The organism is Ruegeria sp. G12 (assembly GCF_056533565.1).
This window is the reverse complement of the sequence record NZ_JBQFOO010000007.1, coordinates 225,253-248,032: the sequence shown is the minus strand read 5'-3', so window position 1 is coordinate 248,032 and position 22,780 is coordinate 225,253. Positions and strand designations below refer to the sequence as shown.

Here is a 22,780-nt window from a genome sequence, read left to right as displayed (position 1 = left end):
GACGTGCATAACATCACCTGCTCCGCAAGCGGTTCAGGCTTTCTTGCGACCAGACCTGTCTTAGATCGTAGAAAGCCTCGAAGGCCGGAACTCCGTTTTGAAGGATCGCATGGGGCTGTTTGCTGTCGGTATAGATGTAAACATCGAGCGGGACCTGTTGCGGCGCGTCCAGGGTCCCGGCGCGAATGAACAGAATCTGGACAGAGACAACCTTGGAAAACCGCAAGTACTCGCTCCAGACGGCCACATGGCAGTTTGCGCAGCGCGAAATCCTCTGCCCGCAACCAGACGGCGTTTGGGCTATGTCTGCAACGATATCACCGGACAACAGCAAAACATTGCTGGCCTCGATCAGAGCATTGATCGCATGTGTACTGCCCGTTTGCCGCTGGCACTTCCGGCAATGGCAGCCATGCACGATCAAGGGTGAAGCCAAAAGCCTGTAGCGGACCTCGCCACAATCGCAGCCCCCGTCCAACCGAGCGTCACACATGATCAAGTCTCCTGCATCTGGATTTCGAGCCGTGTTTCATAATTCCGGGTCGATTCTGGCCGTGCCCGGGCCTGCCAAATTTCTGCAACCGTCCCGCGCCTTTCCGAGTTTCGATCACGCCGCCAAAGCGCTGCCCGCCAGATACGGTGTCAGGCAGTCGACAAAGACCTCAGCCATTGCGCCAGCATGGGTCAGCGGGGCCATGTGCCCCTGATCGGGAAGCAGCAATTCGACGGCCTGGGGATGCGCCCGCGCCAAGGCCCGGCACATGGTCTCCGTCGCCCTCGGCGAACGGCCACCCCGCAAAATGGTTAGAGGACCTGCGTAGCGGACCTGATCCGGCGTCCAGCGACCCGAGAACACCTCGGCCATGTCGCGCAACATGCCCGGGTGATGTGCCAAAAGACGGTTTTGCTGATCAGCGTTCAATCGCGCCCAACTTCCCTGCCCCGACCAGAACTCGATAAACGCGCGGATCAAGGTCACAGGCGGCTGGTCGCGCAGTTCAAACCAGAGCGTATCCAATTCGGGCGACAGATGTTGCGTACCCTCATTCGACACAATGATCGGATCGTAGAGTGTTATGCTCTGTACCCGGTCCGGTAAGGTATTGGCCAACTGCAAGGCAATTGCACCGCCAAAGGAATGCGCCACAAGATGGGTCTGGCACGTCTGCCCCTCCAACAGGGCAGACAACATGTCCAGCCGGTCCGACTTGTCCGAGGACGCTGAACCATAACCGGGCAGGTCCGGTGCAAGCACGGTCGCCTGACCTGAAACCGCATCCGACAAGGCGCGCCACTGCTTGCCAGTGCTGGCCGAGCCGTGCAGGGTAAGAATAACGGGGAGATTCTGTATCATCATAAACCTCGTAGTCACGATTGGCCCGGTCAACTCGCCGGGGATTTCAGCGCATTGCGGGCAATCGGGATCAGGCGGGGGATCAGCATCGGAACCAATTTCTGATAGGCGCGATAGGTGTCGCCGAATTCGCGCACCAGAGATCGCTCCTCAAACCACAAGCCGATCAGCACGTAGGTCGTCATCGCCCCGGCAAACAGCAGGTGGCCAGCCGTCATATGGGGCGTACCAAAGAACACGAGAATGACGCCCAACTGCATCGGGTGGCGCACAAAGCGATAAAGCGCCGGGGTGCGAAACTGCGGCTTGGGCATCGCCCGACCGGTATTCGCCGACCAGATCTGGCGCAGGCCGAACAGTTCGAAATGGTCGATCAGGAAGGTCGACAGCAGGACCAGAACGACACCCGCGCCGCAGACCGCGTAGGCAAACCACGCGTAGATACCGCCGACTTGCCAGATCGTTGCGGGCATCGGTTGCCACTGCCACAGGGCCAGGCCCAGAAACAGTGCCGATTGCAGAACGTAAGTACTGCGCTCAGCCTCAGCCGGGACAATCGTTGTCCACCAGCGTTTGAAACGGTCCCGCGCCATCAGGCTGTGGAAGAAGCCAAACAGAAAGACCAATCCAAGATTGATTAACACGGCCATACCAACGGGGCCGGGCGCGCCACTGTTGATCGTTTTGGCCACCGGAAGCCCAAGCAGAAACGCGATCATGTAAAGAAAGACCATGTTAAAAAAGACATAGGCTGTAATGCCATAGAGGATAAGGCCGGGACGTTTCATCTCTGGCTCCTGTTGTTAAATGTAAGTTCTACGCGACCCGCAAACTGTCGGCGGGCCATGACAGGATTACGCGGGGACAGGACCCTCTGCTTGAGTGGTGCCTGAGGATTTCCTGAAGATTTTAGGGTTTCTTGAAATCAGGCGGTTTGTGTCGGCCGCAAAGATCGGGCTAGAAACACTTAATGCTGTATGAGTTTGACGCGTATCGGCTGAATACCGAGCTTTTGGAGCTGACCGGCCCAAACGGCCCCATTGCGTTGGAGCCCAAATGCCTTGCCCTGCTGCAGTTCCTGATCCGCAACAGGAATCGCGCCGTATCCAAGGAACAGATATTTGCCGCGGTCTGGCCCGATCTGATCGTGACCGAAGCATCGCTATCGACCGCCATTCGCCAAATACGAAAGGCCCTGGGCGATGACGGAAACCGTCAGGCAATAATCCGCACCATTCGCGGCCACGGTTTTCGGTTCGTGGCCGAGGTTTCCGAAAAACACAGCGCCGGGTCCGTTGACACCCGCCAACCCAACCCGGGCGGGTTTGTCGCGGCGGCGGGTAAACCCACGTTGGCGATCCGGCCCTTTCAACTGATCGGTGGTGACCCCACCCAAATCGCGATAGCCGAGGCGATACCTGCGGAATTGATCGCCACCCTGTCCCGGCTGCGCTGGATCAATATCATCGCTCGCGGGTCCAGCTTTCGGTTTTCGGGACCCGACACCGATTTGACCCGCATGGGTTCGCAACTGGCCGCGCAGTTTGTGGCCTCGGGCACCGTGGAATGGCAGGACACCCGGATTGCCATCCACACCGAATTATCCGACGCCCGATCCGGCCAGGTGATCTGGAGCGACCGAGTGACCGGAGCCATCGCGGACGTGTACGAGATGCGCGCCCGCATCGCGCGCGACCTCGCCATCGCGCTTGAATTGCGCCTGCCGGTACACGAAGCCGACCGCCTGACCCACATCCCTTCGGAAAACCTTGATGCATGGGGGCACTATCATCTCGGGATACGGCATATGTACCGATACAATCATGCCGACAATCAGGTCGCTGCCGGTCACTTTCGAACGGCAATTGCCCAAGACCCGGGATTTGCCCGCGCCCATTGCGGGCTGTCCTATACCGAGTTCAAAAACGCCTTTCAGCATTTCGCAGCAGATACGGGCCTGCATGCCAGATTGGCGCTGGGACATGCCGAAGATGCACTGCAGCTCGACCCGCTGGACCCGTTCTGCAATCTGATCTACGGGCGCGCGAAATGGTTGCTTGGGGACGCCGAACAAGGGCTGGTTTGGGTGGACCGATCCATCGACCTGAACCCCAACTACGCCTTTGGCTTTTACAACAATGCCACGCTGAACACGGTGCTGTGTAACGGTGAAACAGCCGACCAAAAAGTGCAGACAGCCCTGCGGCTCAGCCCGTTAGACCCACATCTGCAATCCATGTACGGCACCCGCGCTTTGGCCGCCTTCGCCTCGGGCGACCTGACCGCAGCCAGCACCTATGCCGACCACGCGCTGAACGCGCCCAATCCGCATCTCTATGTCTTCATGATCGGCGCGGTCGTGCATGCCGAAGCCGGGAACCCGGACAAGGCCCGAACCTGCGTTGAGGCCATCCGCGCCAAAAACGTGCCGTTCGGAAAGCCCGAGTTCCTGACCCATTTCAATCTGCGTCAAACGGATCGGCTGGACGCCTTGACCGCATCCCTGAACAAGCTGTCGCTATAACATGCATCTGAATGCGGCGTGGGCTCGTCTATCTAGTCCCGACAGACGCCTCGGCCCACCACGCATCGCAGGTTTCAACGTCCAGTCGGGCCGAAAGGCCAATGCCTATGAGTTCGGTTTGCTGTGGCTGGGCAACCTCGTTAATCGCGACGACGGAACCGACGATTTGAACCGCGAAGCCAGCGCCATGTCTTCCCCGGACGTGGCCTTTGAAGCGATAGAGAGCCTCAGGCCGGGATGTCAGTATCAGGGAAAGCTCTGCCTGATCAAAGGATTGGGGCCCGGCGTACGACCATTTTACATAAGCCGGATGGGCCGCGTGCGTCATGTCGGTCTGGGCTTGCCCTGTCAGTAGAAGCTGCTCGACCCCAAGCTGCTCGCTTGTTGTTATCTCTGCACCGGAATTCAATGCTGACAGGTTTTTTCGCAAGCTCTGATCCAACAGCGCTTTGCTGACCGCGACCAGTTGCGCGCAAGCGATCTGGTGGTTGAACTGCGGCGCGATCAACGGATCGCGGGTCAAGGCGTCGAATTGGAGGCCATCCACAACCGTGACGATTCCGGAATACAGCAGGTCGGGTTCGGCATGGGCGACGTTTGCGATACGGGCAGGATCGGCGATGCCGCTGGCTTCGATGATCATGTGATCGGGGCGGGGGTGACGGTCCAACGCGTCGCCGACGGCAAGAAACAAGTCCGCACCCATGGTGCAGCACACGCAGCCATTGGACAGTTCCAGCGTGTCTTCTCTGGCCGAGACCAGCAGGCTGGCATCAATGTTGATCGCACCGAAATCGTTCACCAGAACCAGAATTCGCAGCCCGTGATCCGACCCCAATATCCGGTTGATCAGGGTTGTTTTCCCCGCACCCAGATATCCGCCGATCACGGTCAGAGGCAAGCGCTTCATAGGCGATGGACCTCGCCGCCCAGAACGGTGCCCAGAACCGGTATGTCTTTCAGCGCGACCGGGTCAACGCCCAAAGGGTCATCGCCCAACACGACGAAATCAGCGCGCTTTCCGGTTTCGATCGAGCCGATCTCATTATCCATTTTCAACGTCTGCGCGGCTCCGAGGGTGATCGCGTAAAGCGCCTCTTCAACGGTGATGCATTGGGCGGGGCCCAGTATCTGCCCGCTCATGGTTTGCCGGTTCACAGCGCACCAGGCGGTGAACAGAGGCCCCATTGGCGTCACCGGCGCGTCAGAATGGATCGCGGTGACAACCCCGGCGTCAAGGCAATCGCGTACGGCATCCATCGCACAAGCCCGGTTCGGACCGATGGTCAACGCGGCATGCTGGTCGCCAAAATACCAGATGTGATTGGCAAAGATGTTGCAGGCAACGCCCAGTTCGGCGGCGCGCCGGAACAAGGCTGCATCCATCATCTGACAATGCTGCAAGACGTGGCGCGCACCGGGCCAAGGGTGTTTTCGCGCGGCGGCCTCAAGCGCATCCAACGTCACCTCTGCCGCTTCGTCCCCATTCACATGGATATGCATCTGCAACCCGTGTTTCTGCATCGCTTCGCACAGTTGAAAGATCAGGTCAGGCGCGGTGTTCCAAAGCCCGTTGGGTTGCCCACCGATATATCCGGGCGCGCGGACCCGGGCGGTCCAGCCCTGAATTGACCCGTCTGTCATCAATTTGACCGCCCCCAGACGCAGGTTGTCGGTCGATGCCTGGCGCATCTTCAGAGCCGCAACCGCGATATCCTCGGGCGTTGCCCCCATCGCGCCCAGAGCGGGGACAAGACGAACGGGAAAATCCGCACGGTTGGTCGCGGTGTTCAGTCGTGTCACATCGTCTTCCGTAAGCGTAGCAAAAAGGTCGGTAACCGTGGTCACGCCCGCGCGCTTGCAGACTTCACCATAGGTGCGAAGGGCGGCGTCAGTCTGGGTCAGCGCCCGGAAATCAATTCCGAGCCGACGCATGACGGGGAACATCGCCGCCATCTCCTGCAACTCGCCGGTGGGCTCTCCGTCATCATCCTTGATGACGCCCTCCACATTGGTGTCCCGGTCGTACCCGGCCAGTTTTAACGCGGCAGTGTTGGCGCACAGAAGGTGAAAGTTCGAAAACAGGATTGCGATCGGTCGATCCAGGCTGACCTGATCCAGATTGTGCCGGCTGAGCCGTTCGCTGGTCAGAAAGATCGGGTCAAACCCCCAACCCACCAAGGGCTGATCCGCCGGCTGGTCTGCATCGAATTGCCTGAGCCGATCTATGACCTGCCCGATCTCGGTCATGCCCTTGTGCTGTTGCCCTTGCGGATCAATCCGGTCGTGGTAGCCGCAATAGACATAATTCCACATGGCCCCTGCCATCATGTGGGCATGGCCTTCAACGAAGCCGGGCATCAGCACGTGATCGGACAGGTCGACAATCTCGTCGGCACCCCCCCATGGCACCGCGCAATCCGGGCCGCCGACGGCTAGTATTCGTCCGTCCCGTACCGCGACATGCGTTGCATAGGGCTGGGTCCGGTCCATCGTCACAACCGATTTTGCACAGAAAAGAAGGGTTTTTTGCATCGCCGTCCTGTCGTTGTTTCCCCACAGCTATCCAAGCTTGGTCACATGGAAAAATAGAATTACCATCTGAGTATCACACAAAAAATGAAGGATAGGCTGTGCGCTTCACCCTCAAACAGCTTCAGTATTTTGACGCAGCCCTGCGCACCGGTTCAATCGCCCGGGCGTCGGTCGAGATGAATATTTCCCAATCTTCGATCACCGCTGCCATCGACATGATCGAAAGCACCACGCAGACTGAACTGTTGCGCCGTATGCCCGCCAAAGGGATCGTGGCCACCGACAAGGGGATCGAAATCGGGGCGCGAATTCGCAGTTTCCTGGAGCAGGCGCGGATCTTTGAATCTGATTTGCTGACATTGACCGGCGATCCGGCGGGCACTCTGCGCCTGGGGTGTTACGCACCCACCGCCCCATATGTTTTGCCACCGATCCTGAAGCGCATCTCTCAGGACTTTCCGAAGATCAGGGTTGAGATTAAAGAGGGCGATATGCTCAGCATTGCTGAGATGCTGAACAGTGGTGTCGTTGATCTGGCATTGACCTATCGCCGTGCCGCACCCAAAACCCAACCCTTTTTGGCGATGTTCAAAGCTGCGCCGATTGCCTTGATCCCGGATGTTTCGCCACTGGCACAAAAAGCGCAGGTCGCGCTGTCCGAATTGGCTGATCTGCCCATGATCCTTTTGGACCTACCCGGCGCGCCTGACTACTTTGAGGCGCTCTTCACCGCCGAAGGACTGCGGCCGCGCGTTGCGCACACTACCAAAAGCTCATCCGTTTTGCGTGGTATGGTCGGGGCTGATCTGGGCTATGCGATCCTGAACATTTGCGGGCCCTTGGACAGAATGGGTCAGAATGGGTACGTAGCGCGCCCTATTTCGGGGCACCAAGACACGCCGTATTACGGGGTGGCTTATACCGGCGCCGGTAAACGATCGGCCCTAGTACGGACGGTGCTGGAAACCTGCGGTGAAATCGCGGAACAGGGTGGATTTGACCATCTTATTTCAACCACTGAGCCTAACGCTCTCTGATTGCGCCAAAAAATGTATGAATACCCCGACAAAACAATGGTTTTCTGCATTTATCAGGATTGAGTAGCGTTTGCCCACAACACTCACCCCGGAAGAAGGTTTCAAAACCCCAGCTTTTGGCAAGACCATCAACGTGCTGGATTTGCAGAATTCGACCTTCTCGTACTAGCCTTGCGTGAAACTAAAATAAAATCGGGGCGACAAACGGCAAGATAATACACGCGACCAACCAGGAGGACTTTATGAAACTGAGCAATTTTAGAAAAGTGACGATGCCGGTTTTGGCATTTGCGCTATCCGCGACATCCGTTTGGGCCGCCGACATCACGATGAATGTGGGTTTTGGAGCCCCGGAGGAGTCCCTTTACGGCCGTTTCGGTAAAATCTTCCAGGAAAAGGTCACCGAACACACGGACGGCGCGATTGAGGTCAAACTACGCTGCTGCAACCAGATTTCGAGCGAGGATGAAGCGTTCAAGGCCATGCAGCTGGGCACGGTCGATGGGTTCTTTATCACCGCCAACAACGTCTCACCCCATTGGCCGCTGATGGATGTGACGGTGTTGCCCTACATCTTTCAGAACGCCGAACATCTGGATCGTGTGCTAAACGGCGATGTGGGCCAGCAGATGAAAGACCAGCTACAGGCCGACACCAGCGTGCACCTTCTGGCCTTTGGTCCGGCGCTCTATCGGGATTTCTACAATTCGGTGCGCCCGGTGAACACCATGGCTGATATGGAAGGCCTGAAAATCCGCGTGCCCAAAAATGAGGTCATGATTGCCACGTTCGAGGCCTTTGGCGCGAACCCGGTGCCGCTGGCGTGGTCCGAAACCCCCACTGCGCTGCAGACCGGTACTGTGGATGGCGGCGACAACGGCACGTCCTTCATCCGCGACATGAAGTTCTTTGAGTTCGAGCCGCATCTGGTCATCCTAGAACATTTCGTGGCATTTGCACCGCTCTTTGCGTCGGACAACTTCATGAAGAAGCTGAATGATGAGCAGCGCGCGCAGATCATGGCTGCCGCCGAAGAGGCTGGCGCAGAGTTCGCGGCCCAGGTTGCAACCGAAACGGAAGAAGTGCGCCAGTGGCTGGTTGATGAGGGCGGCATGGCGCGCACCGATCCGGACCGCGCTGACTTCATTGCCGCTGCTCAGGGTGTTCAGCAGGAATTCGCTGAAAAGCGGGGTGAAGATTTCATCGCACTGGTGAACGCCATTCAGGCTGCAGCCCAATAAACTGAACAAGGGCGCCCCAAGAAGGCGCCCTTTTTTTCGGCCCGTAAAGCGGACGAGGGACAATGATGGCTGCTCTGAAGTGGCTCGAACGGCATTTCGAGGAACTGATCTGCTGCACCTGCCTGGCGGTGATCGCCGTGGCGGTTTTTGCACAGGTGGTGGCACGCTATGTGTTTCAGGTCGCCCTGCACTGGACCGAGGAAACCGCCGCCATGTGCATGGTCTGGGCGGTTTATATGGGCGCGTCGCTGTGCGTGCGCGAGCGGTTCCATATCCGCATCATGGTCGCGGTACAGGCGCTGCCCACCGGGTTTGGCAAGATCGTCATCTTCATCGCTGACATCTTCTGGGCCTTCTTCTGCCTGTTCATGCTGCGGATCAGTTGGGACTATCTGGCGATCTTCTGGCGGTTTCCTGAAACCAGCCCCAGCCTTGGCATCAATCAGTTCTATCCGCAGACCATTCTCGTGATCGGTTACGCCCTGATGCTGATCCGTCTGTTGCAGACTTACGTCAACTGGTGGCGTGACGGGCGAAACGGTTTGCCGGGCATGCTGAATGAGGAGTGGGAAGCCACCACGAAAGATCAGGAGCATCAGATATGAGCTCTCTGATGGTTCTGGCCGTCGCCTTTGTGGTGCTGACGGTCATTGGCGTGCCGCTGTTCGTGTCGGTCGGTCTGACCACGGCTTTGGCACTGTACCTGATCGACATCCCCTACACGCTGATGGCGCAGACCGGCTATGGCAGCCTGACGCCGTTTCCTCTGCTGACCATTCCTCTGTTCGTGTTGGCCGGGCGATTGATGGAAGTGGGCGGCATGGCGACCCGCATGATCTCGATCGCGACCAACCTTGTTGGGGCCTATCGCGGGTCAATGGGGCTGGTGACAGTGTTTGCCTGCATGCTGTTTGCCGCGCTCTCGGGTTCCGGCCCCGCCACCACGGCGGCGATTGGGTCGGTCACGGTTCCGGCGATGAAGCGCGAAGGCTACGACGTGCCCTTTGCCGCCGCCATCACTGCCAGTGCGGGCGCGTTGGGCAGCCTGATCCCGCCCTCGAACCTGCTGATCATCTATGGCCTGGTCTCGGAAACCTCGATCCCGCGTCTGTTTCTGGCCGGGCTGATTCCGGGGGTCATGGTCACGATCCTGCTGATGATCACCACATACATCGTCGCCCGCCGCCGCGGGTACGGAGGCGACGGTGAGCGGTTTTCCTGGGGTCCTTTCCTGCGCGCGGCGTGGGATGGCAAATGGTCCATCGGCGCTCCGGTTCTGATCCTGGGCGGCATCTATGGCGGGGCCTTCACCCCAACCGAGGCCGCAGGCGTTGCCGTGTTCTATTCGCTGTTCGTGGGCTTCTTCATCTACCGAGAATTGACGATCAAAAAACTGATCGAGGCCCTGCGCTTTACCTCATTGCTGACCGGCATCCTGATCCTGCTGACGCCCACGCTGGCCTTCGGGCAACTGACCGCGTTCTATGACGTGCCCACGGCGGTTCAGGACGGCATCACCTCGATCACCGAGAACAAGTTCCTCGTGCTGCTGCTGATCGGCGTGTTCTACATCTTCATCGGCACATTCATGGAGTCGCTGGCCCAGATCGTCCTGTTCACCGCCGTGTTCCTGCCGCTGGTCAGTTCGCTGGGCGTGGATCCGGTGATGTTCGGCATCTTCACCGTCATCACCTGCGAGATCGGCTTCCTGACGCCCCCCTTGGGCGCGAACCTTACGGTTGCGGCGCGGATATCCGGCATCTCGATTGAACGGATATCCGTCGCAGTGCTGCCGTTCATTCTGGCCTATGTCATCGGCATGGTGATCCTGATATTCTTCCCCGACCTTACCACTTTCCTGCCCGACTGGCTGTACGGAGAAGCGAAATAGGAGGCGACATGGTCGATCTTGTTCTGAAAGGCGGCACGATTGTCGATGGCACAGGGCGGGACGGGTTTGTCGGCGACGTGGCGGTCACAGGTGAACAAATCACCGCTGTGGTCCCCACAGGTGAGCTATCTGAGCGCAAGGCCGCGCAAGAGATCGACGTCTCAGGTCTGGTGGTCGCGCCTGGCTTCATCGACATGCACACCCATTCCGATTTCACCCTGATCGCGGATGGGCGCGCGGAAAGCCAAGTACATCAAGGGGTGACGACTGAGGTGATCGGCCAATGCGGCATCAGCTGCGCACCGGTGAACAACCCAGAGGATATCAGCCGCGTGGCACCGTGGTACACCGATCAGGCCAAGCACGACACGTGGCTCGGGTTCGGCGATTACCTCGACGTGCTGGACGCAACCGACCTTGGCGTGAACGTCATGGCCTTTGTCGGCCACGGCACGGTGCATCGCGCGGTTCTGGGCGATCAACTGCACCCGGGCGAGGCCGAGGACATTGCCGAAATGGCACGTCTTGTCGATCAATGCATGGATGAAGGCGCGGCGGGGTTCTCTTCGGGTCTGGAATACTTCCCCGGCAGTCTGGCTTCTCCTGAGCATCTGGTCCCGATGTGCGAGGTCGCGGCGAAGTACAAACGCCTCTATGCCACCCATGTGCGCAACCGCGACACCCACTATGATCTGGGCTTTGCCGAGGCCATCGCCACAGCACGGCAATCGGGCGCGAAACTGCAGATCAGTCATATCCAGCCCAAATTCGGCGCGCCGGATTACGCAATGGACCATACGCTCGAGATGATCGATCTGGCCCGTCGTCACGACGTGGACATCGCGTTCGACGTCATACCGCACGACTGGAACCATACGCTGATGGCCGCGATCCTGCCGAAATGGGCGCAGGCGGGGTCAGTCGATGATGTCCTCAAACGGTTGGCCGACCAGGAGTGCCGCGAAAAGATCAAAGCCAACCCGCAGCCCATGTGGTTGATCGTCAAGGCCGAGAAATGGTCAGACATCATCCTGCTGAACGCCACCGTCAACAAAGACATCGTCGGTGCCGACTTTGCCGAGATCGGACGGATGCGCAATTGCCACCCCTACGATGCCGTACTGGATATCCTGCTGGAGGAAGGCGAGAACCTGATGGCCTGCATGTGGTCTTCGAAGTCTTTCCGCAATTCAGATGTCGAACTGTGTCTGGGCCAACCAGAATGCGCGGTGATCTCGGACACGGTTGCTATCGCGAACGAAGGCATCCTGAAAGACCATATCGGCTCGCTTTCGGGCTATGGCTGGGCGGCCCGGTTCTTGCAGTTCTACGTGCGCGACAAAGCGGCGCTGACGTTGGAACAAGGTGTGGCCAAGCTGACATCGATCCCCGCCAATCGGCTAGGTTTGAAGAACCGAGGGTCTCTGGCCCAAGGGCAAAAGGCTGACATCTGCGTGTTCGATCAAGCCAACATTGCAAGCAATGCAACAGCCAAAAACCCGCGGCGCTATGCATCTGGCATCGCCCATGTTCTGGTTAATGGACAATTTGCGATGAAAAACGGCCAACGCACTGCCAATAACTCGGGCCGGGTTCTGCGCGATTTCAGTAGCTTGGCGTGATCTGTCGCCTTGGCCGCCTACCCAAAGTGCCAATCATCAAACCTAAGTTGTTTGAACAACGCTGTTGAGCAGGCTCAACGGTTTATCAAAATGACAGCCCCGGCACAGGAGTTGGTTCGCATCCATTACCTTAGATGACATCGAGGTTACCAACGTGATCAGCTGAGTTTGCCTCCCTCCATGAAAGGTCTTTTGCTGCCGATACCCTTCGTTGCGCCGGGCTGGGGAAAACATATCAATAAGATTTTAGCGACCCACCACTTCAGCGGCTGCCATTTGAATACTCTCGCGCTAACATACCGGCATGCCATCAAATAAACCTACGGATCAGCATGATTATTTCCCGCCTTTCGGTGGTTTGAAATCCTTTTACGAGGTTGCCCTGACAGGCAGCGCCGTGAAGGCGGCTGAGCGGTTGAACGTGTCGGCCTCGTCCATCAGCCATCAGGTCAAATCGCTTGAGGCCGAACTGGGTGTCCGGCTGATCGAAAACCGCAAGGGGCGGCTGTATCTGACCGCCGACGGTAGCCAGTTCTTCGACCGGATAAAGGGCCCGATGTCCGAGATTCTGCGCGCGACCGAGGCCATTCGGTCGATGCCGGGTCGAAAACGGATTTCTCTGACGCTGACGCCCTCCTTTGCCGCCGGGTGGCTGTTGCCCCGGCTGGCCGGGCTGGAACGCAGCCACCCGGATCTTGAGGTCAATCTGGTCACCACGACTCGCGTGGTCGATCTGGAACGCGAGAATGTCGATCTGGCGATCCGGCGCGGGACAGGGAACTGGCCCGGGGCCGTGGTTACACCCCTTTTGCCCGAACAGATCGTGCCCGTGATGTCCCAAAAACTGGCGACCTCCCTTGGCGAGATGCCATTGCCTGAGGTTCTGAAAACCCAACGCATTCTGGTGAACACCACCGTGGATGCCGAATGGAACGGATGGTGCAAGGCGCGTGGCCTTCAGCCTCCGGCCACGGGTCAGCGCTACGGTCTTGAGACCTATGAGCTGACCGTTCAGGCCGCGCAGGATGGGTTGGGCGTCGCGCTGGGGCGCAGGCCGCTGGTCGACCCGCTGCTGTCCGCAGGGGTGCTGTGCGCCCCCTTCGATGTTCCGGATGCCGACAATATCGCTTATTACGTGGTGAGACCCAAAGGGTCCATGCGGTCTGATCTAAAGCGATTTCATGACTGGCTGGTGGGCCAGAAGAGTTGAATTTTCTTCATCTCCTGATGAGGATTTTGCAGTACCGCCCCCGCCCCCCGCATTTTAGCTTCAACCCTAAGATTGCAGGAGTTTGGCGATGGCCCCGAACAGTGACATTCAGCGTAACGGCCCCCTGTCGGGCATTCGGGTCATTGATCTGACCACGGTTGTATCCGGCCCCATGTGCACGATGATACTAGCCGATCAGGGCGCGGACGTTATCAAGATCGAACGTGCAGACGGCGATTTCACCCGCCACGTGGCAACGCGCCGGGGCGGTCATTCGGCCTCATTCCTCAACAACAACCGCAACAAGCGGTCGGTGGTTGCCGACCTCAAGAACCCCGACGACATCGCGATGATCAAAGGGCTGGTCGAAGAGGCAGACGTCTTTATCCAGAACTTCCGGCCCGGTGTCGTGGAGCGTCTGGGGTTGGGGTACGAAGTTTTAAGCGCGCTCAACCCGCGGCTGGTTTATATGTCGATCTCCGGGTTCGGGTTCGACGGGCCTTTGGCGCACAAACCGGTCTATGATCCACTGATTCAGGCGTTGTCGGCGCTGACCACGGTTCAGGCGGGCTCGGACGAAGAACGCCCGCGTCTGGTGCGCACGATCCTGCCCGACAAGCTGACCGCCGTGCAGGCCAGCCAGGCGGTCACAGCCGCCCTGTTTGCGCGCGAACGCAGCGGCACGGGGCAGAAGGTGACCCTGTCGATGCTGGATACGGTGGCGGCGTTCCTGTGGGCATCCGACATGAACGGTCACACCTTTGTGGGCGACGAGATGGAGAAAGAGCAAAGCCAGTCCTTCCATGATCTGATCTACGAGGTCAAAGGCGGGTATCTCAGCATCTCGATCATGCAGAACAAGCATTGGGAGGCGCTGGCCCGCGCCACCGGACGCCCCGATATCCTGCAGGATGAGCGGTTCAAAACCACCGAACTGCGCGACATCAACCGCGATGCGCGCCTTGATCTGACCCAGACGATTGTGCGCGATGTCGACCGCGACACGCTGCTGGCCGCGCTGGAAGAGGCCGGCGTGCCCTGCGCCCCGGTTCTGACGCGGCGCGAGATGCGACAGCATCCGCAACTGCAGGCCAATGGCATGTTTGTCGAATACGATCACCCCACGGCGGGCCGTCTGCGCCAGACACGCCCTGCGGCGGTGTTCCACGGCACGCCCGCAACCGATCTGCGCCCGGCCCCGGAACTGGGCGAGCACTCGGCCGAGGTGCGGGCCGAACTGGGCAGCGGAAACCTGGCGGATGCGTCATGATTGATTTCTATTACTCTCCCACGCCGAATGGCTGGAAAGTGGCGATCATGCTGGGCGAAGCCGGGCTGGAGCACCGGACCATCCTGATGAACCTGCGCGCGGGCGACCAGTTCACGCCCGAATTCCGCGCCATCAGCCCCAACGCGAAAATGCCCGCCATTGTCGACCATGATACCGAGGGCGGGCCGCAGACCGTGTTCGAAAGCGGCGCGATCCTGCTGTATCTCGCCGCGCGGTCCGGGCAGTTCGGCCCGCAGACGCCGCGGGAACAAATCGCCTTTCACGAATGGCTGTTCTGGCAAGCGGCCAATCAGGGGCCCATGGGCGGGCAGCTGAGCCACTTCGTGAACTACGCCCCCGACGGCCAGGACTATGCCCACCAGCGCTACAAGGGTGAGTTCGAACGCGCCCTGGCCGTGATGGAGACCTGGCTGGACGGGCGCGACTACATCATGGGCCGCTATACCATCGTGGATATGATGTGTTTCCCCTGGGCCTTCATCGCCAAACCTCTGGGCGTGTCGCTCGAGGCCTTTCCGAATGTCACCGCCTGGCGGCAGCGCATCAAGACGCGCCCCGCCGTCATCGACGCGATCAACCTGCACAAGGACGCGCAGTTCAGCGACAAGACATCCGCCGGGCAAAACACCACGCTGTTCAACCAGTCCGCCGCCCATCTTATGCCCAAGCGGGAACCGTCCGGATAAAACCACCCAATCAACCAGCAAGGAGAACCCAATGCCCAAGATCGAAGGAAGCTGCCTGTGTGGTCAGGTCACCTATAGCTCAAGCGCGGAAGAACCTGTGATGATGGTGGTCTGCCACTGCCCCGATTGCCAGAAACAAAGCGGTTGCGCCTATTCCACCAATGTTCTAGTGCCGACCTCGTCCATTACCTTTACCGGCGATAGCCTTAGTCAATATGTGGTCAACGGGGCCTCGGGTCAGCCGGTGACGCGGAATTTCTGCAAGAACTGCGGGTCTCCGCTGGCCACGGAACTGCCTGCTTTTGAGAATCTGGCAGCGGTCAAGGCCGGGACGCTGCAGGATAGCAGCTGGGTCAAGCCGACGATCCAGATCTGGTGCGATTCCGCGCAGCCCTGGGGTACGCTGAGCGACGACATGGCCAAAGCCCCGGCCAATCCGGGCTAAGCCCGCGATTTGACACTCCGTTCCGCGCCTGTTGAGATCGGCGCGGAAGATGCAGGTCCAGTTGCAGGAATACGCTGATGAAAGTTGCCGCCGTTCAGGCCGCTCCGGTTTTTCTTGACCCGCAGGCGAGCACCGACAAGCTGATCGCCCTGCTGCGCGAGGCCGCCGCCAACGGGGCCGAACTGGTGGTCTTCCCCGAGGTGTTTTTGTCAGGCTATCCCGTCTGGCTGCGGGCCAGCGCCGTGGCCCATAATGACGAGTTGCTGAAGATCGGGCATGTGGCCTATCTGAAATCCGCCATCACCACGGATGGGCCAGAGATCGCTGCGATCTGCGCCGAGGCGACGGCGCTTGGCGTGGCGGTCATGACCGGCATCGTCGAACGCTCGTCTTCGGGCGGGTCGGTCTATGCGACACTGGTGACGATCCACCCGGACAGAGGCGTCGTGAATGTGCACCGCAAGCTCAAACCCACCTTTCACGAGCGGCTTCTTTGGGCCGATGGCGACGGTCACGGCCTGACGGTTCAAAGCTGGAAGGGTGTGCGCATTGGCGGCTTGAACTGCTATGAAAACTGGCAGCCGCTGGCCCGGCAGGCGCTTTACCAGCAAGGCGAGCAACTGCATATTGCGACCTGGCCCGGCGATCTGGATGTCACCGACCACATCACCCAGTTCATCGCGATGGAAGGGCGGATTTATGTGGTCTCGGTCTCGGGCCTTCTGCGCAGCAGCGACATTCCCGACAGTTTTCCCCTGCGCAAATACGTGACCGACGGGCGGGATGTCATCAATGACGGCGGCAGCATGATCGCCGCACCCGGCGGTCAGGTGATCGCAGGGCCGGTCATGGGCGAGGAAACCTCACTCTACGCCGAGATCGACGTGGATCAGGTTGTCGCCGCGCATATGAAGCTAGACCCGGCCGGGCATTACAGCCGGAAAGACATTCTAAGCCTTAATCACAACAGGCAGCGGATGGGTTAGGGCGGAGTTTGGATCTATCGCAGGCTTTTGAACGTTGACCTTCTTCACTTTGGCGGCCGCATGGCAGCCGACGCTATCTGGTTACAGCTCGATCTGTGACTTCCTTCAACGGTGTGCTCCCTTCGGCCAACATCACCTTCGCAACAAGCCTGGCGAACGGGGCCCGTCGCCTATGCAGATTTTTGCTCACTACCGTTTCGGTTTCGACGCAAAGCCAGACCCAACCCAAACACGCTGACATCCCCCAGAACCGAGATCGCACGGTGTGCAATTGCTGCTCCCAGACCGGCGCCCTGGTCGATGAAAAGCCCAAGCCCTAAAGCAATAATACCGTCCCGAACGCCGATACCACCCGGTGCTCCGGGCATCATGAAACCTGCGACCCAGGCTGTCGTGAAAATCGCGACGCATTGCCAGATGCTGGCACCGCCATTGGGGTCGATCGCCTGCGCGACATACCAGAGCGATATGCCCAGCACCAAGAAGTTAAGGCTGTGCAGCAAAAACACGATCAAGCATTTTGAAAGTGGAAGCTTTGGGTGCCCTGCCTTGCGCCAGATGACGATCTGACCGATTGCGATGCAGGCAAGAAGCCCGAAGAACAGTGTCAACTTTGACGCGTCGAGCCAAGTTTCAGGAAGGTCTGTCGTCATCGCGGCAACGAAATCGGGCATGATCAGCACTAAAATCCCGACGATCAGAACACCGCTGGTCAGCAGGAAACCGAGTTCGAGTAACAGCGATGATGCGATAATGGCGGATGGCACTCCATCGCCGCGCGCAAGCGCGAACCGCCCCACAAGGTGCGCCACGTTCCCGGGGATATACTTCCCGATCTGCGAAACCATAAGCTGACTTTCGGCACGGGCACGCGGCAAGTCCACGTCACGAATGCTCAGCGTCACGCGCCACGCGGTAGCGCCGACGAGTTGCGATAACACGTACAGAATGAATCCGCCTGCCAGCGCAACCCGGGCACTGCCTGACCCGAGGTTCAGCAATGCCATGTCATCCGCATGCCGCATCAGGATAATGCCGATGAAAACCAGGGCGGCTGCCGTTCCGATATAGCGCAGGGCGGTGGCCATCTCTTTAGACTTTGCGAGCGACAACGAGAAACCCGTTTCCGAGTTCTGTCTTCAGGAACGGACGTTGCAATTGGCAAAACAACTGCATTGCCAACACCGAAGGAAGTGAAGAAAACAAAGGCCAGAAGCGGCTTTCGACAGAACGATCGCTGCCGCTTTCATCTGTAAGGTCGCTTGCTGATTTCCCTGCCTTGGCGTTGGTTTCCAATATCTTTCCATAGGCTCGGGCCCGCCAATGCTCCATGATATTGGCCAGCGGGAAGCCGTAACATTCGGTCACTTCGACAGCAAAGCCCGCGTCCTGAATCGACTGTACCAGAAGCTCTTTGTCATAGCGCCGAACATGCCCGGCCCAGACATCCGCCGCGTTCCAGCGGGATGGGTGCGCGGGTGTCGACAAAATCATATGTCCACCCGGCTTTAGATAAGTCCGCCATTCTCTCATGGCCTCGACATCTTGCTCCAGATGCTCAATCACTTCAAATGACATGATCAGATCAAAGGAACTCTTCCATTCCGGATCAAGCTCGGGCTGAAGCGTCATGGGGCTAGCCGGGGTATTGAGCTTCTCCGCAAGGTTCAGAGCCTGCCGGGAACGGTCCACGCCATAGGCCTCAAAACCAAGTGTAGCCAGTTCAGATAACAGCGCAGCCGGTCCACATCCGATGTCCAGCACTTTGCACTGCGTCAGATTTCCGACATGCCGGTTAACCCTGTCACGTCTCAACAGATAGCGCGGCGCTGGTACCCAATTGTCATGCGGCAAGGCCGGGCCGAAATGCCTGTGTCGGGTGACGCCTGCTGGTTGGGGCGCTGCGGTGAGGTGGGTATCTGTCATATCAGTCACGATTCTATCCCGCCTGAAGCGCGCGGTGAAACAGGTAATCACACAATGTCCGGGCGATCTCTTGCGGTTGTGCCATTTCCAACCTGTCTGCGGGGAGCACCGGATAACCCTCGGCCTGCAAGTCAGCGATAGCATCCAGCAGCGCGTCGGGGTCGAAATGGGGGATCAGTTTCAACCCAGGAGTGTCGGTGCCGAAGGTTTCTGTCATAGCAGGTGACTGGCGGGTGATGACCGAACGCCCAGACATAAGCGCCTGGTATACCTTGTTCGGCACCACTGACGCAGCCTTGCCAGAGGCACCAAAGATGCCGAGGCAAATATCTGCGCGCGAGATCGCTTCGGTCAGTTTTTCATAGGGCACCCAGTCCTGCCAGACGATGTGATCGTGATTTGCATCCGCCAGTTTTGTGGCGAGCAGTTGATGCTCCTGTCCGGTGCCGATCAGATGCCAGTTGACCGCACGGCCTCGGTCCGAAGTCGCCGCAGCCAGTATCGTTTCAAGCCCGTGCAGCGGGATGAGTTGACCATAAAACAGCACCCGCGCGGGGCCGTCATGAAGCGCGGGAGCGGGCAAACGATGGAAAGACCCCGGCTCACTTCCGACCGGCACGGCACCCAACCTACGCTCGGGCAAATTGAAAATCCCTGCAATGTGGTCAGCATGCGCCCTTGTATCGAGCAAAACGCGATGCGCGGCATGGCAGGCCAGCCATTCGGTGAACCAGAGCAACCATGCCGCCGGTGATCTAGCCGCAACCATGCGCCGATCATTGACGACGGTGTCGTAGAGCGAAAGGAACATGTCCCAGGTGATCTGTTGCCGCCGCAACCGAGCAAAAGGCCACAGCACCAACGTATCAAGCGCCCCAAGATATGGCACAAGCACGGCATCATGCCGGGGTGCACGCATATAGCGCAGGATCAGAAGCGGATAGGCCAGAATGGCGCGCAGCAACACCTGGATCATCACGACCAAGCTCATCTGGCTTTTGTCCGCATGCTTAGGCCAGATTTCGGCGTGGATTTCGATCACTTCCACTCCAAGCTCTTGCATCCCCGCGCGCAGAATCCGGGTGCGCGGTTTGCTGAGGTCATATGTGCCCCAGAAAACCACCCGTTTATCACGGGGTTCAGACGCCCCTGGACCCGTGATTTCCGCTGGCGGAGTGAGAGACATATCGGTGTTCATAGGGACAGCATCCGAAAGCCGACATAGATATTGGGGTCCAGGCTGCCCGGCGCAACCGGAGCCAACCCGGTATCCCAGATCAACCTGACGGTAACGCCTTTCGGCCCGACTATTGTCACTGGTTCCGTCCCAACGCTGAGCACGGCGTCAGGCGCGACAACATTTGCGTCTATTTGTACTGGCTGGCTGGTTTCCACCCGATAGTTTCCGGGGAATGGCAGCGCCAACTGGGTCGGTCCTCCGGTCAGCGTGACCGCACGCCCGGCAAGCCAGATAGGTCCCGCGTAGTGCAGGTATGACTCGCGCAATATAGCATGATCTTCGGGCAGCAGAACCGGCGCGCTGCCGTCTGGCAAGGTTGGATCCATCGTGCGCGACAGCGCTATTTTGCCGGCGATAAGCAGGGGCGGCCGATGCTCGGCTATGATGTCGGCAAAAACGGGCTGACCCGCCGCCCGATAGCGCGCGACGCCCCAACCGGACATGAAGAACCCCGAATTCGGGAAGGTCGAGATCATGTGGCTGTCGTCGATATAGGGCACCGGCTCAGGAAAAAGGCGATGCACCTCTGCAATGGTGGCATGCTGGGCGTCGACGCGATCGGACAGGGTTTGAGCCGCCTGAATACCAACACCCGCCAGCATCACCACAACAAGCTGCATCAGACGACGTGATGACCCCAACCGCTGTGCCCCAATCGCGACAGCGACCATCAGAAGCGGCGCGGCGAAGGGAAAGAAATAAACAAAGGCGTTGCGATAGATCACCACCGAAAGAAGCGGCGCGCAGAAAAGCAGCAACAAAATAGTCCGCCGGGCGTTCCGTCCGGCGCTCAGCCCGATCCCTGCGAGAATGATCTGCGGCAGGCTTAGCATCGCCCAGCTGAGAAGTTCTGTTCCGCGCGGGAACACCCCGCTCTTCAAAAGCGTGGTGTTCAGCGCGTCCTTGGCGTTATTCGCAGTCTCGTTGCCTTCGGCGACACGTATTCCGGACGCGTGCCAGAGGTATAGCGAGACGCATATACCACCCGCCAGCAGACCCGCCACGATGATGCGCAGGGCCGCTGCGCGATCCTCGATCCTCCACAACAGGACAGCCAGAAATGCAGGCAGGTAGAGAACGGATTTGATTGTGACCAGAACCGCCAGGGCGCTCAGAAGCGCTGCTGCAATTATCTGCCAAACGGACAGGCGGGAGGTCAGCAGAATCGCAATCGAAGATGTCACCAGCGCCGCTGCAATCGGGTCGGCCCGGAAGCTGGTACCGTGGGCCAGAGCAAAACCCGAGGTCACGAAACCCAGAGCCGCGATATCGGCAAAACGCCGGTCGGTGAAATGCTGGGCGATGCGGTGAACCGAAAACGTGGTCAGTCCGAAACATGCAACCATGACAATCCGGGCGGCAAATATCTGTTCCATCTCGTGCCCCGGCAGCCCATCGAGCCAGGTGAAGCCACGGACAAAGAAGGTCTGCATCGGACGGTCCAGCCGACCATCAATAAAGGCGTGGACATGAGACAGAAAATAGAACTCGTCCCAGTTCACATTGTGGGTGTTCGTCAACACCAGAAGCAGTGCGAAGACGGCGAAGATGCCGACACGCACCACACGATCAAGGGTGATAACCCCTTCTAGATCAGCAATTTTCTGACCTCCAGTGGTGGCGTTATCCATTCTCCACTACCCTGACCGGGCCGAGGGGGATCACCTCGGTGGGTTTGCGGGACACGCGCAGCAACTCGCGGGCTCGGATGTCTTCCAGCAGACTGCGGTTTGCCGCGATGAGATCGGCCAGGATGCCAACGGCGAACAGGATCGTGGCCATGGCCAACAGCACACCGGACAGAACCAGCGACTGCACATGCCCTGCCCCGCCATCTGTCGCGTAATAGTAAAGAAACCGACCCACGCCGATCAGGCCCGGCAGGGCAAAGACTGCCGCAAGCGTAAAGAAAAACCGCAGTGGCGCGTAGATCACGAAGACGCGCAGGATCGTTTGCGCCGAGCGGGTGACATATTCGCGGATACCCCTGAACAGACGCGACGGGCGTGTCACCTTGTTGACCCGGACCGGCACCGAGGTCATCGGGATGTGTTTGCGGCCAGCCTGAATGATGGTTTCAAGCGTGTAGGTGTAGGTGTTGACCACACAAAGCCGGGCGGCGGCATCCCGGGAATAGGCACGAAACCCGCTGGGCGCATCGGGAATTTCCGACTTGCTGGCAAGGCGCACGACCCAACTGCCCAACCGTTGCAGGATTTTCTTCAACGGAGAGAAACTTTCAATCTCGGTGATCGGGCGGGCCCCGACCACGATCTGCGCCTGACGGTTCAGGATCGGAGCAACCAAGGCCGGAATGTCATCCGCACAATACTGGTTGTCGGCGTCAGTATTGACGATCACATCCGCACCCAGAGACAGCGCATATTCGATGCCGGCGCTGAACGCGCGGGCCAGACCAACATGGCTGCTCATCTCCAAAACGTAATCGGCCTTGGCTTCCCACGCGACATCAACGGTGCGGTCGGTTGAGCCATCGTCGATGACCAACACCTCAACTCTGTCGAAGCCAGGAACGGATCGCGGGATCGCCGCGATCGCTTCTGCGAGGGTTTCCTCTTCGTTTAGCGCCGGTATTTGAACGACAAGTTTCATGATCATGCCACATAGATGAATTCAGGGTTACAGATACCCTTCGTTTTTGGACAGAATTATGTCCAAAAAGGGTAATTGTTACGCAATCTGAAACGATTGCCGTACACCTTTGAAATTGGCACCAACCGTACGACACGGCCTGTTTTTTCGGGCGCTATCTAGAGCGGCCAAGGCGCGTC

Annotated in this window: 21 protein-coding genes; 11 read left to right on the top strand and 10 right to left on the bottom strand. The window is 58.9% G+C overall.

The window, feature by feature from the left end:
- Nucleotides 1-13 precede the first annotated feature (13 nt).
- The 3 genes from ACR0JN_RS16795 to mddA all read right to left on the bottom strand — a co-directional run bounded on the left by ACR0JN_RS16795 (nucleotide 14) and on the right by mddA (nucleotide 2,142).
- Nucleotides 14-493: a GFA family protein gene (locus ACR0JN_RS16795; protein WP_480887337.1), complete on the bottom strand. Its 480-nt coding sequence runs from the start codon at nucleotides 491-493 to the stop codon at nucleotides 14-16.
- Between the two features lie 114 nt (nucleotides 494-607).
- Nucleotides 608-1,354, bottom strand: coding sequence for an alpha/beta fold hydrolase (locus ACR0JN_RS16790; RefSeq protein ID WP_480887335.1), 747 nt, complete (start codon nucleotides 1,352-1,354; stop codon nucleotides 608-610).
- Between the two features lie 29 nt (nucleotides 1,355-1,383).
- A complete protein-coding gene (gene mddA, locus ACR0JN_RS16785) occupies nucleotides 1,384-2,142 on the bottom strand; it encodes a methanethiol S-methyltransferase (RefSeq protein WP_480887333.1) in 759 nt (252 codons plus the stop codon).
- A gap of 182 nt (nucleotides 2,143-2,324) precedes the next feature.
- On the opposite strand from mddA, the gene ACR0JN_RS16780 reads away from it, so the two are divergent.
- A complete protein-coding gene (locus ACR0JN_RS16780) occupies nucleotides 2,325-3,878 on the top strand; it encodes a winged helix-turn-helix domain-containing tetratricopeptide repeat protein (protein ID WP_480887331.1) in 1,554 nt (517 codons plus the stop codon).
- 28 nt (nucleotides 3,879-3,906) lie between these two features.
- Here the strand turns inward: ACR0JN_RS16780 and ACR0JN_RS16775 are convergent, their stop codons facing one another.
- Both ACR0JN_RS16775 and ACR0JN_RS16770 read right to left on the bottom strand, forming a co-directional pair.
- On the bottom strand, nucleotides 3,907-4,788 hold the full coding sequence (locus tag ACR0JN_RS16775; RefSeq protein WP_480816469.1) for a CobW family GTP-binding protein: 882 nt from the start codon (nucleotides 4,786-4,788) through the stop codon (nucleotides 3,907-3,909).
- A complete protein-coding gene (locus ACR0JN_RS16770) occupies nucleotides 4,785-6,413 on the bottom strand; it encodes an amidohydrolase (RefSeq protein WP_480887330.1) in 1,629 nt (542 codons plus the stop codon). The genes ACR0JN_RS16775 and ACR0JN_RS16770 overlap by 4 nt, the downstream gene beginning before the upstream one ends.
- 98 nt (nucleotides 6,414-6,511) lie before the next feature.
- Here ACR0JN_RS16770 and ACR0JN_RS16765 point away from each other — a divergent pair, with 98 nt between their 5' ends.
- The 10 genes from ACR0JN_RS16765 to ACR0JN_RS16720 all read left to right on the top strand — a co-directional run bounded on the left by ACR0JN_RS16765 (nucleotide 6,512) and on the right by ACR0JN_RS16720 (nucleotide 16,822).
- Nucleotides 6,512-7,450, top strand: coding sequence for a LysR substrate-binding domain-containing protein (locus ACR0JN_RS16765; protein WP_480887328.1), 939 nt, complete (start codon nucleotides 6,512-6,514; stop codon nucleotides 7,448-7,450).
- Between the two features lie 242 nt (nucleotides 7,451-7,692).
- Entirely contained in the window at nucleotides 7,693-8,691 is a 999-nt protein-coding gene (locus tag ACR0JN_RS16760; protein WP_480816466.1) for a TRAP transporter substrate-binding protein, read from the top strand.
- A gap of 65 nt (nucleotides 8,692-8,756) precedes the next feature.
- The gene (locus tag ACR0JN_RS16755) at nucleotides 8,757-9,296 is read left to right on the top strand and encodes a TRAP transporter small permease (RefSeq protein WP_480887327.1); all 540 of its coding nucleotides are present in this window, start codon (nucleotides 8,757-8,759) and stop codon (nucleotides 9,294-9,296) included.
- On the top strand, nucleotides 9,293-10,582 hold the full coding sequence (locus ACR0JN_RS16750) for a TRAP transporter large permease (protein WP_480887324.1): 1,290 nt from the start codon (nucleotides 9,293-9,295) through the stop codon (nucleotides 10,580-10,582). The genes ACR0JN_RS16755 and ACR0JN_RS16750 overlap by 4 nt, the downstream gene beginning before the upstream one ends.
- 8 nt (nucleotides 10,583-10,590) lie before the next feature.
- Entirely contained in the window at nucleotides 10,591-12,204 is a 1,614-nt protein-coding gene (locus ACR0JN_RS16745) for an N-acyl-D-amino-acid deacylase family protein (protein WP_480887322.1), read from the top strand.
- 304 nt (nucleotides 12,205-12,508) lie between these two features.
- A complete protein-coding gene (locus ACR0JN_RS16740) occupies nucleotides 12,509-13,414 on the top strand; it encodes a LysR substrate-binding domain-containing protein (RefSeq protein ID WP_480887320.1) in 906 nt (301 codons plus the stop codon).
- Between the two features lie 88 nt (nucleotides 13,415-13,502).
- Nucleotides 13,503-14,684 carry a CaiB/BaiF CoA transferase family protein gene (locus ACR0JN_RS16735; RefSeq protein WP_480887318.1) on the top strand — a complete coding sequence of 394 codons (1,182 nt, stop codon included), beginning with the start codon at nucleotides 13,503-13,505 and terminating at the stop codon, nucleotides 14,682-14,684.
- Nucleotides 14,681-15,391 carry a glutathione S-transferase family protein gene (locus tag ACR0JN_RS16730; RefSeq protein ID WP_480887316.1) on the top strand — a complete coding sequence of 237 codons (711 nt, stop codon included), beginning with the start codon at nucleotides 14,681-14,683 and terminating at the stop codon, nucleotides 15,389-15,391. The genes ACR0JN_RS16735 and ACR0JN_RS16730 overlap by 4 nt, the downstream gene beginning before the upstream one ends.
- Before the next feature lie 31 nt (nucleotides 15,392-15,422).
- The gene (locus ACR0JN_RS16725; protein ID WP_480887314.1) at nucleotides 15,423-15,836 is read left to right on the top strand and encodes a GFA family protein; all 414 of its coding nucleotides are present in this window, start codon (nucleotides 15,423-15,425) and stop codon (nucleotides 15,834-15,836) included.
- A 77-nt stretch (nucleotides 15,837-15,913) separates the two neighbouring features.
- Nucleotides 15,914-16,822: a carbon-nitrogen hydrolase family protein gene (locus tag ACR0JN_RS16720; RefSeq protein ID WP_480887313.1), complete on the top strand. Its 909-nt coding sequence runs from the start codon at nucleotides 15,914-15,916 to the stop codon at nucleotides 16,820-16,822.
- Between the two features lie 170 nt (nucleotides 16,823-16,992).
- Here ACR0JN_RS16720 and ACR0JN_RS16715 read toward each other — a convergent pair whose 3' ends face one another.
- From ACR0JN_RS16715 to ACR0JN_RS16695, 5 genes are all read right to left on the bottom strand, one after another.
- Nucleotides 16,993-17,934, bottom strand: coding sequence for a hypothetical protein (locus tag ACR0JN_RS16715; protein ID WP_480887311.1), 942 nt, complete (start codon nucleotides 17,932-17,934; stop codon nucleotides 16,993-16,995).
- Complete coding sequence (locus tag ACR0JN_RS16710; protein WP_480887413.1) at nucleotides 17,915-18,748, bottom strand: class I SAM-dependent methyltransferase; 834 nt, start codon at nucleotides 18,746-18,748, stop codon at nucleotides 17,915-17,917. Before ACR0JN_RS16710 ends, ACR0JN_RS16715 begins: the two co-directional genes overlap by 20 nt.
- A 13-nt stretch (nucleotides 18,749-18,761) precedes the next feature.
- Entirely contained in the window at nucleotides 18,762-19,871 is a 1,110-nt protein-coding gene (locus ACR0JN_RS16705) for a glycosyltransferase (RefSeq protein WP_480887309.1), read from the bottom strand.
- Between the two features lie 71 nt (nucleotides 19,872-19,942).
- Nucleotides 19,943-21,619, bottom strand: coding sequence for a hypothetical protein (locus tag ACR0JN_RS16700; RefSeq protein ID WP_480887307.1), 1,677 nt, complete (start codon nucleotides 21,617-21,619; stop codon nucleotides 19,943-19,945).
- Nucleotides 21,612-22,601 (bottom strand): glycosyltransferase family 2 protein, encoded by a 990-nt coding sequence (locus ACR0JN_RS16695; RefSeq protein ID WP_480816454.1) that lies wholly within the window; start codon nucleotides 22,599-22,601, stop codon nucleotides 21,612-21,614. The genes ACR0JN_RS16700 and ACR0JN_RS16695 overlap by 8 nt, the downstream gene beginning before the upstream one ends.
- Nucleotides 22,602-22,780 lie beyond the last annotated feature (179 nt).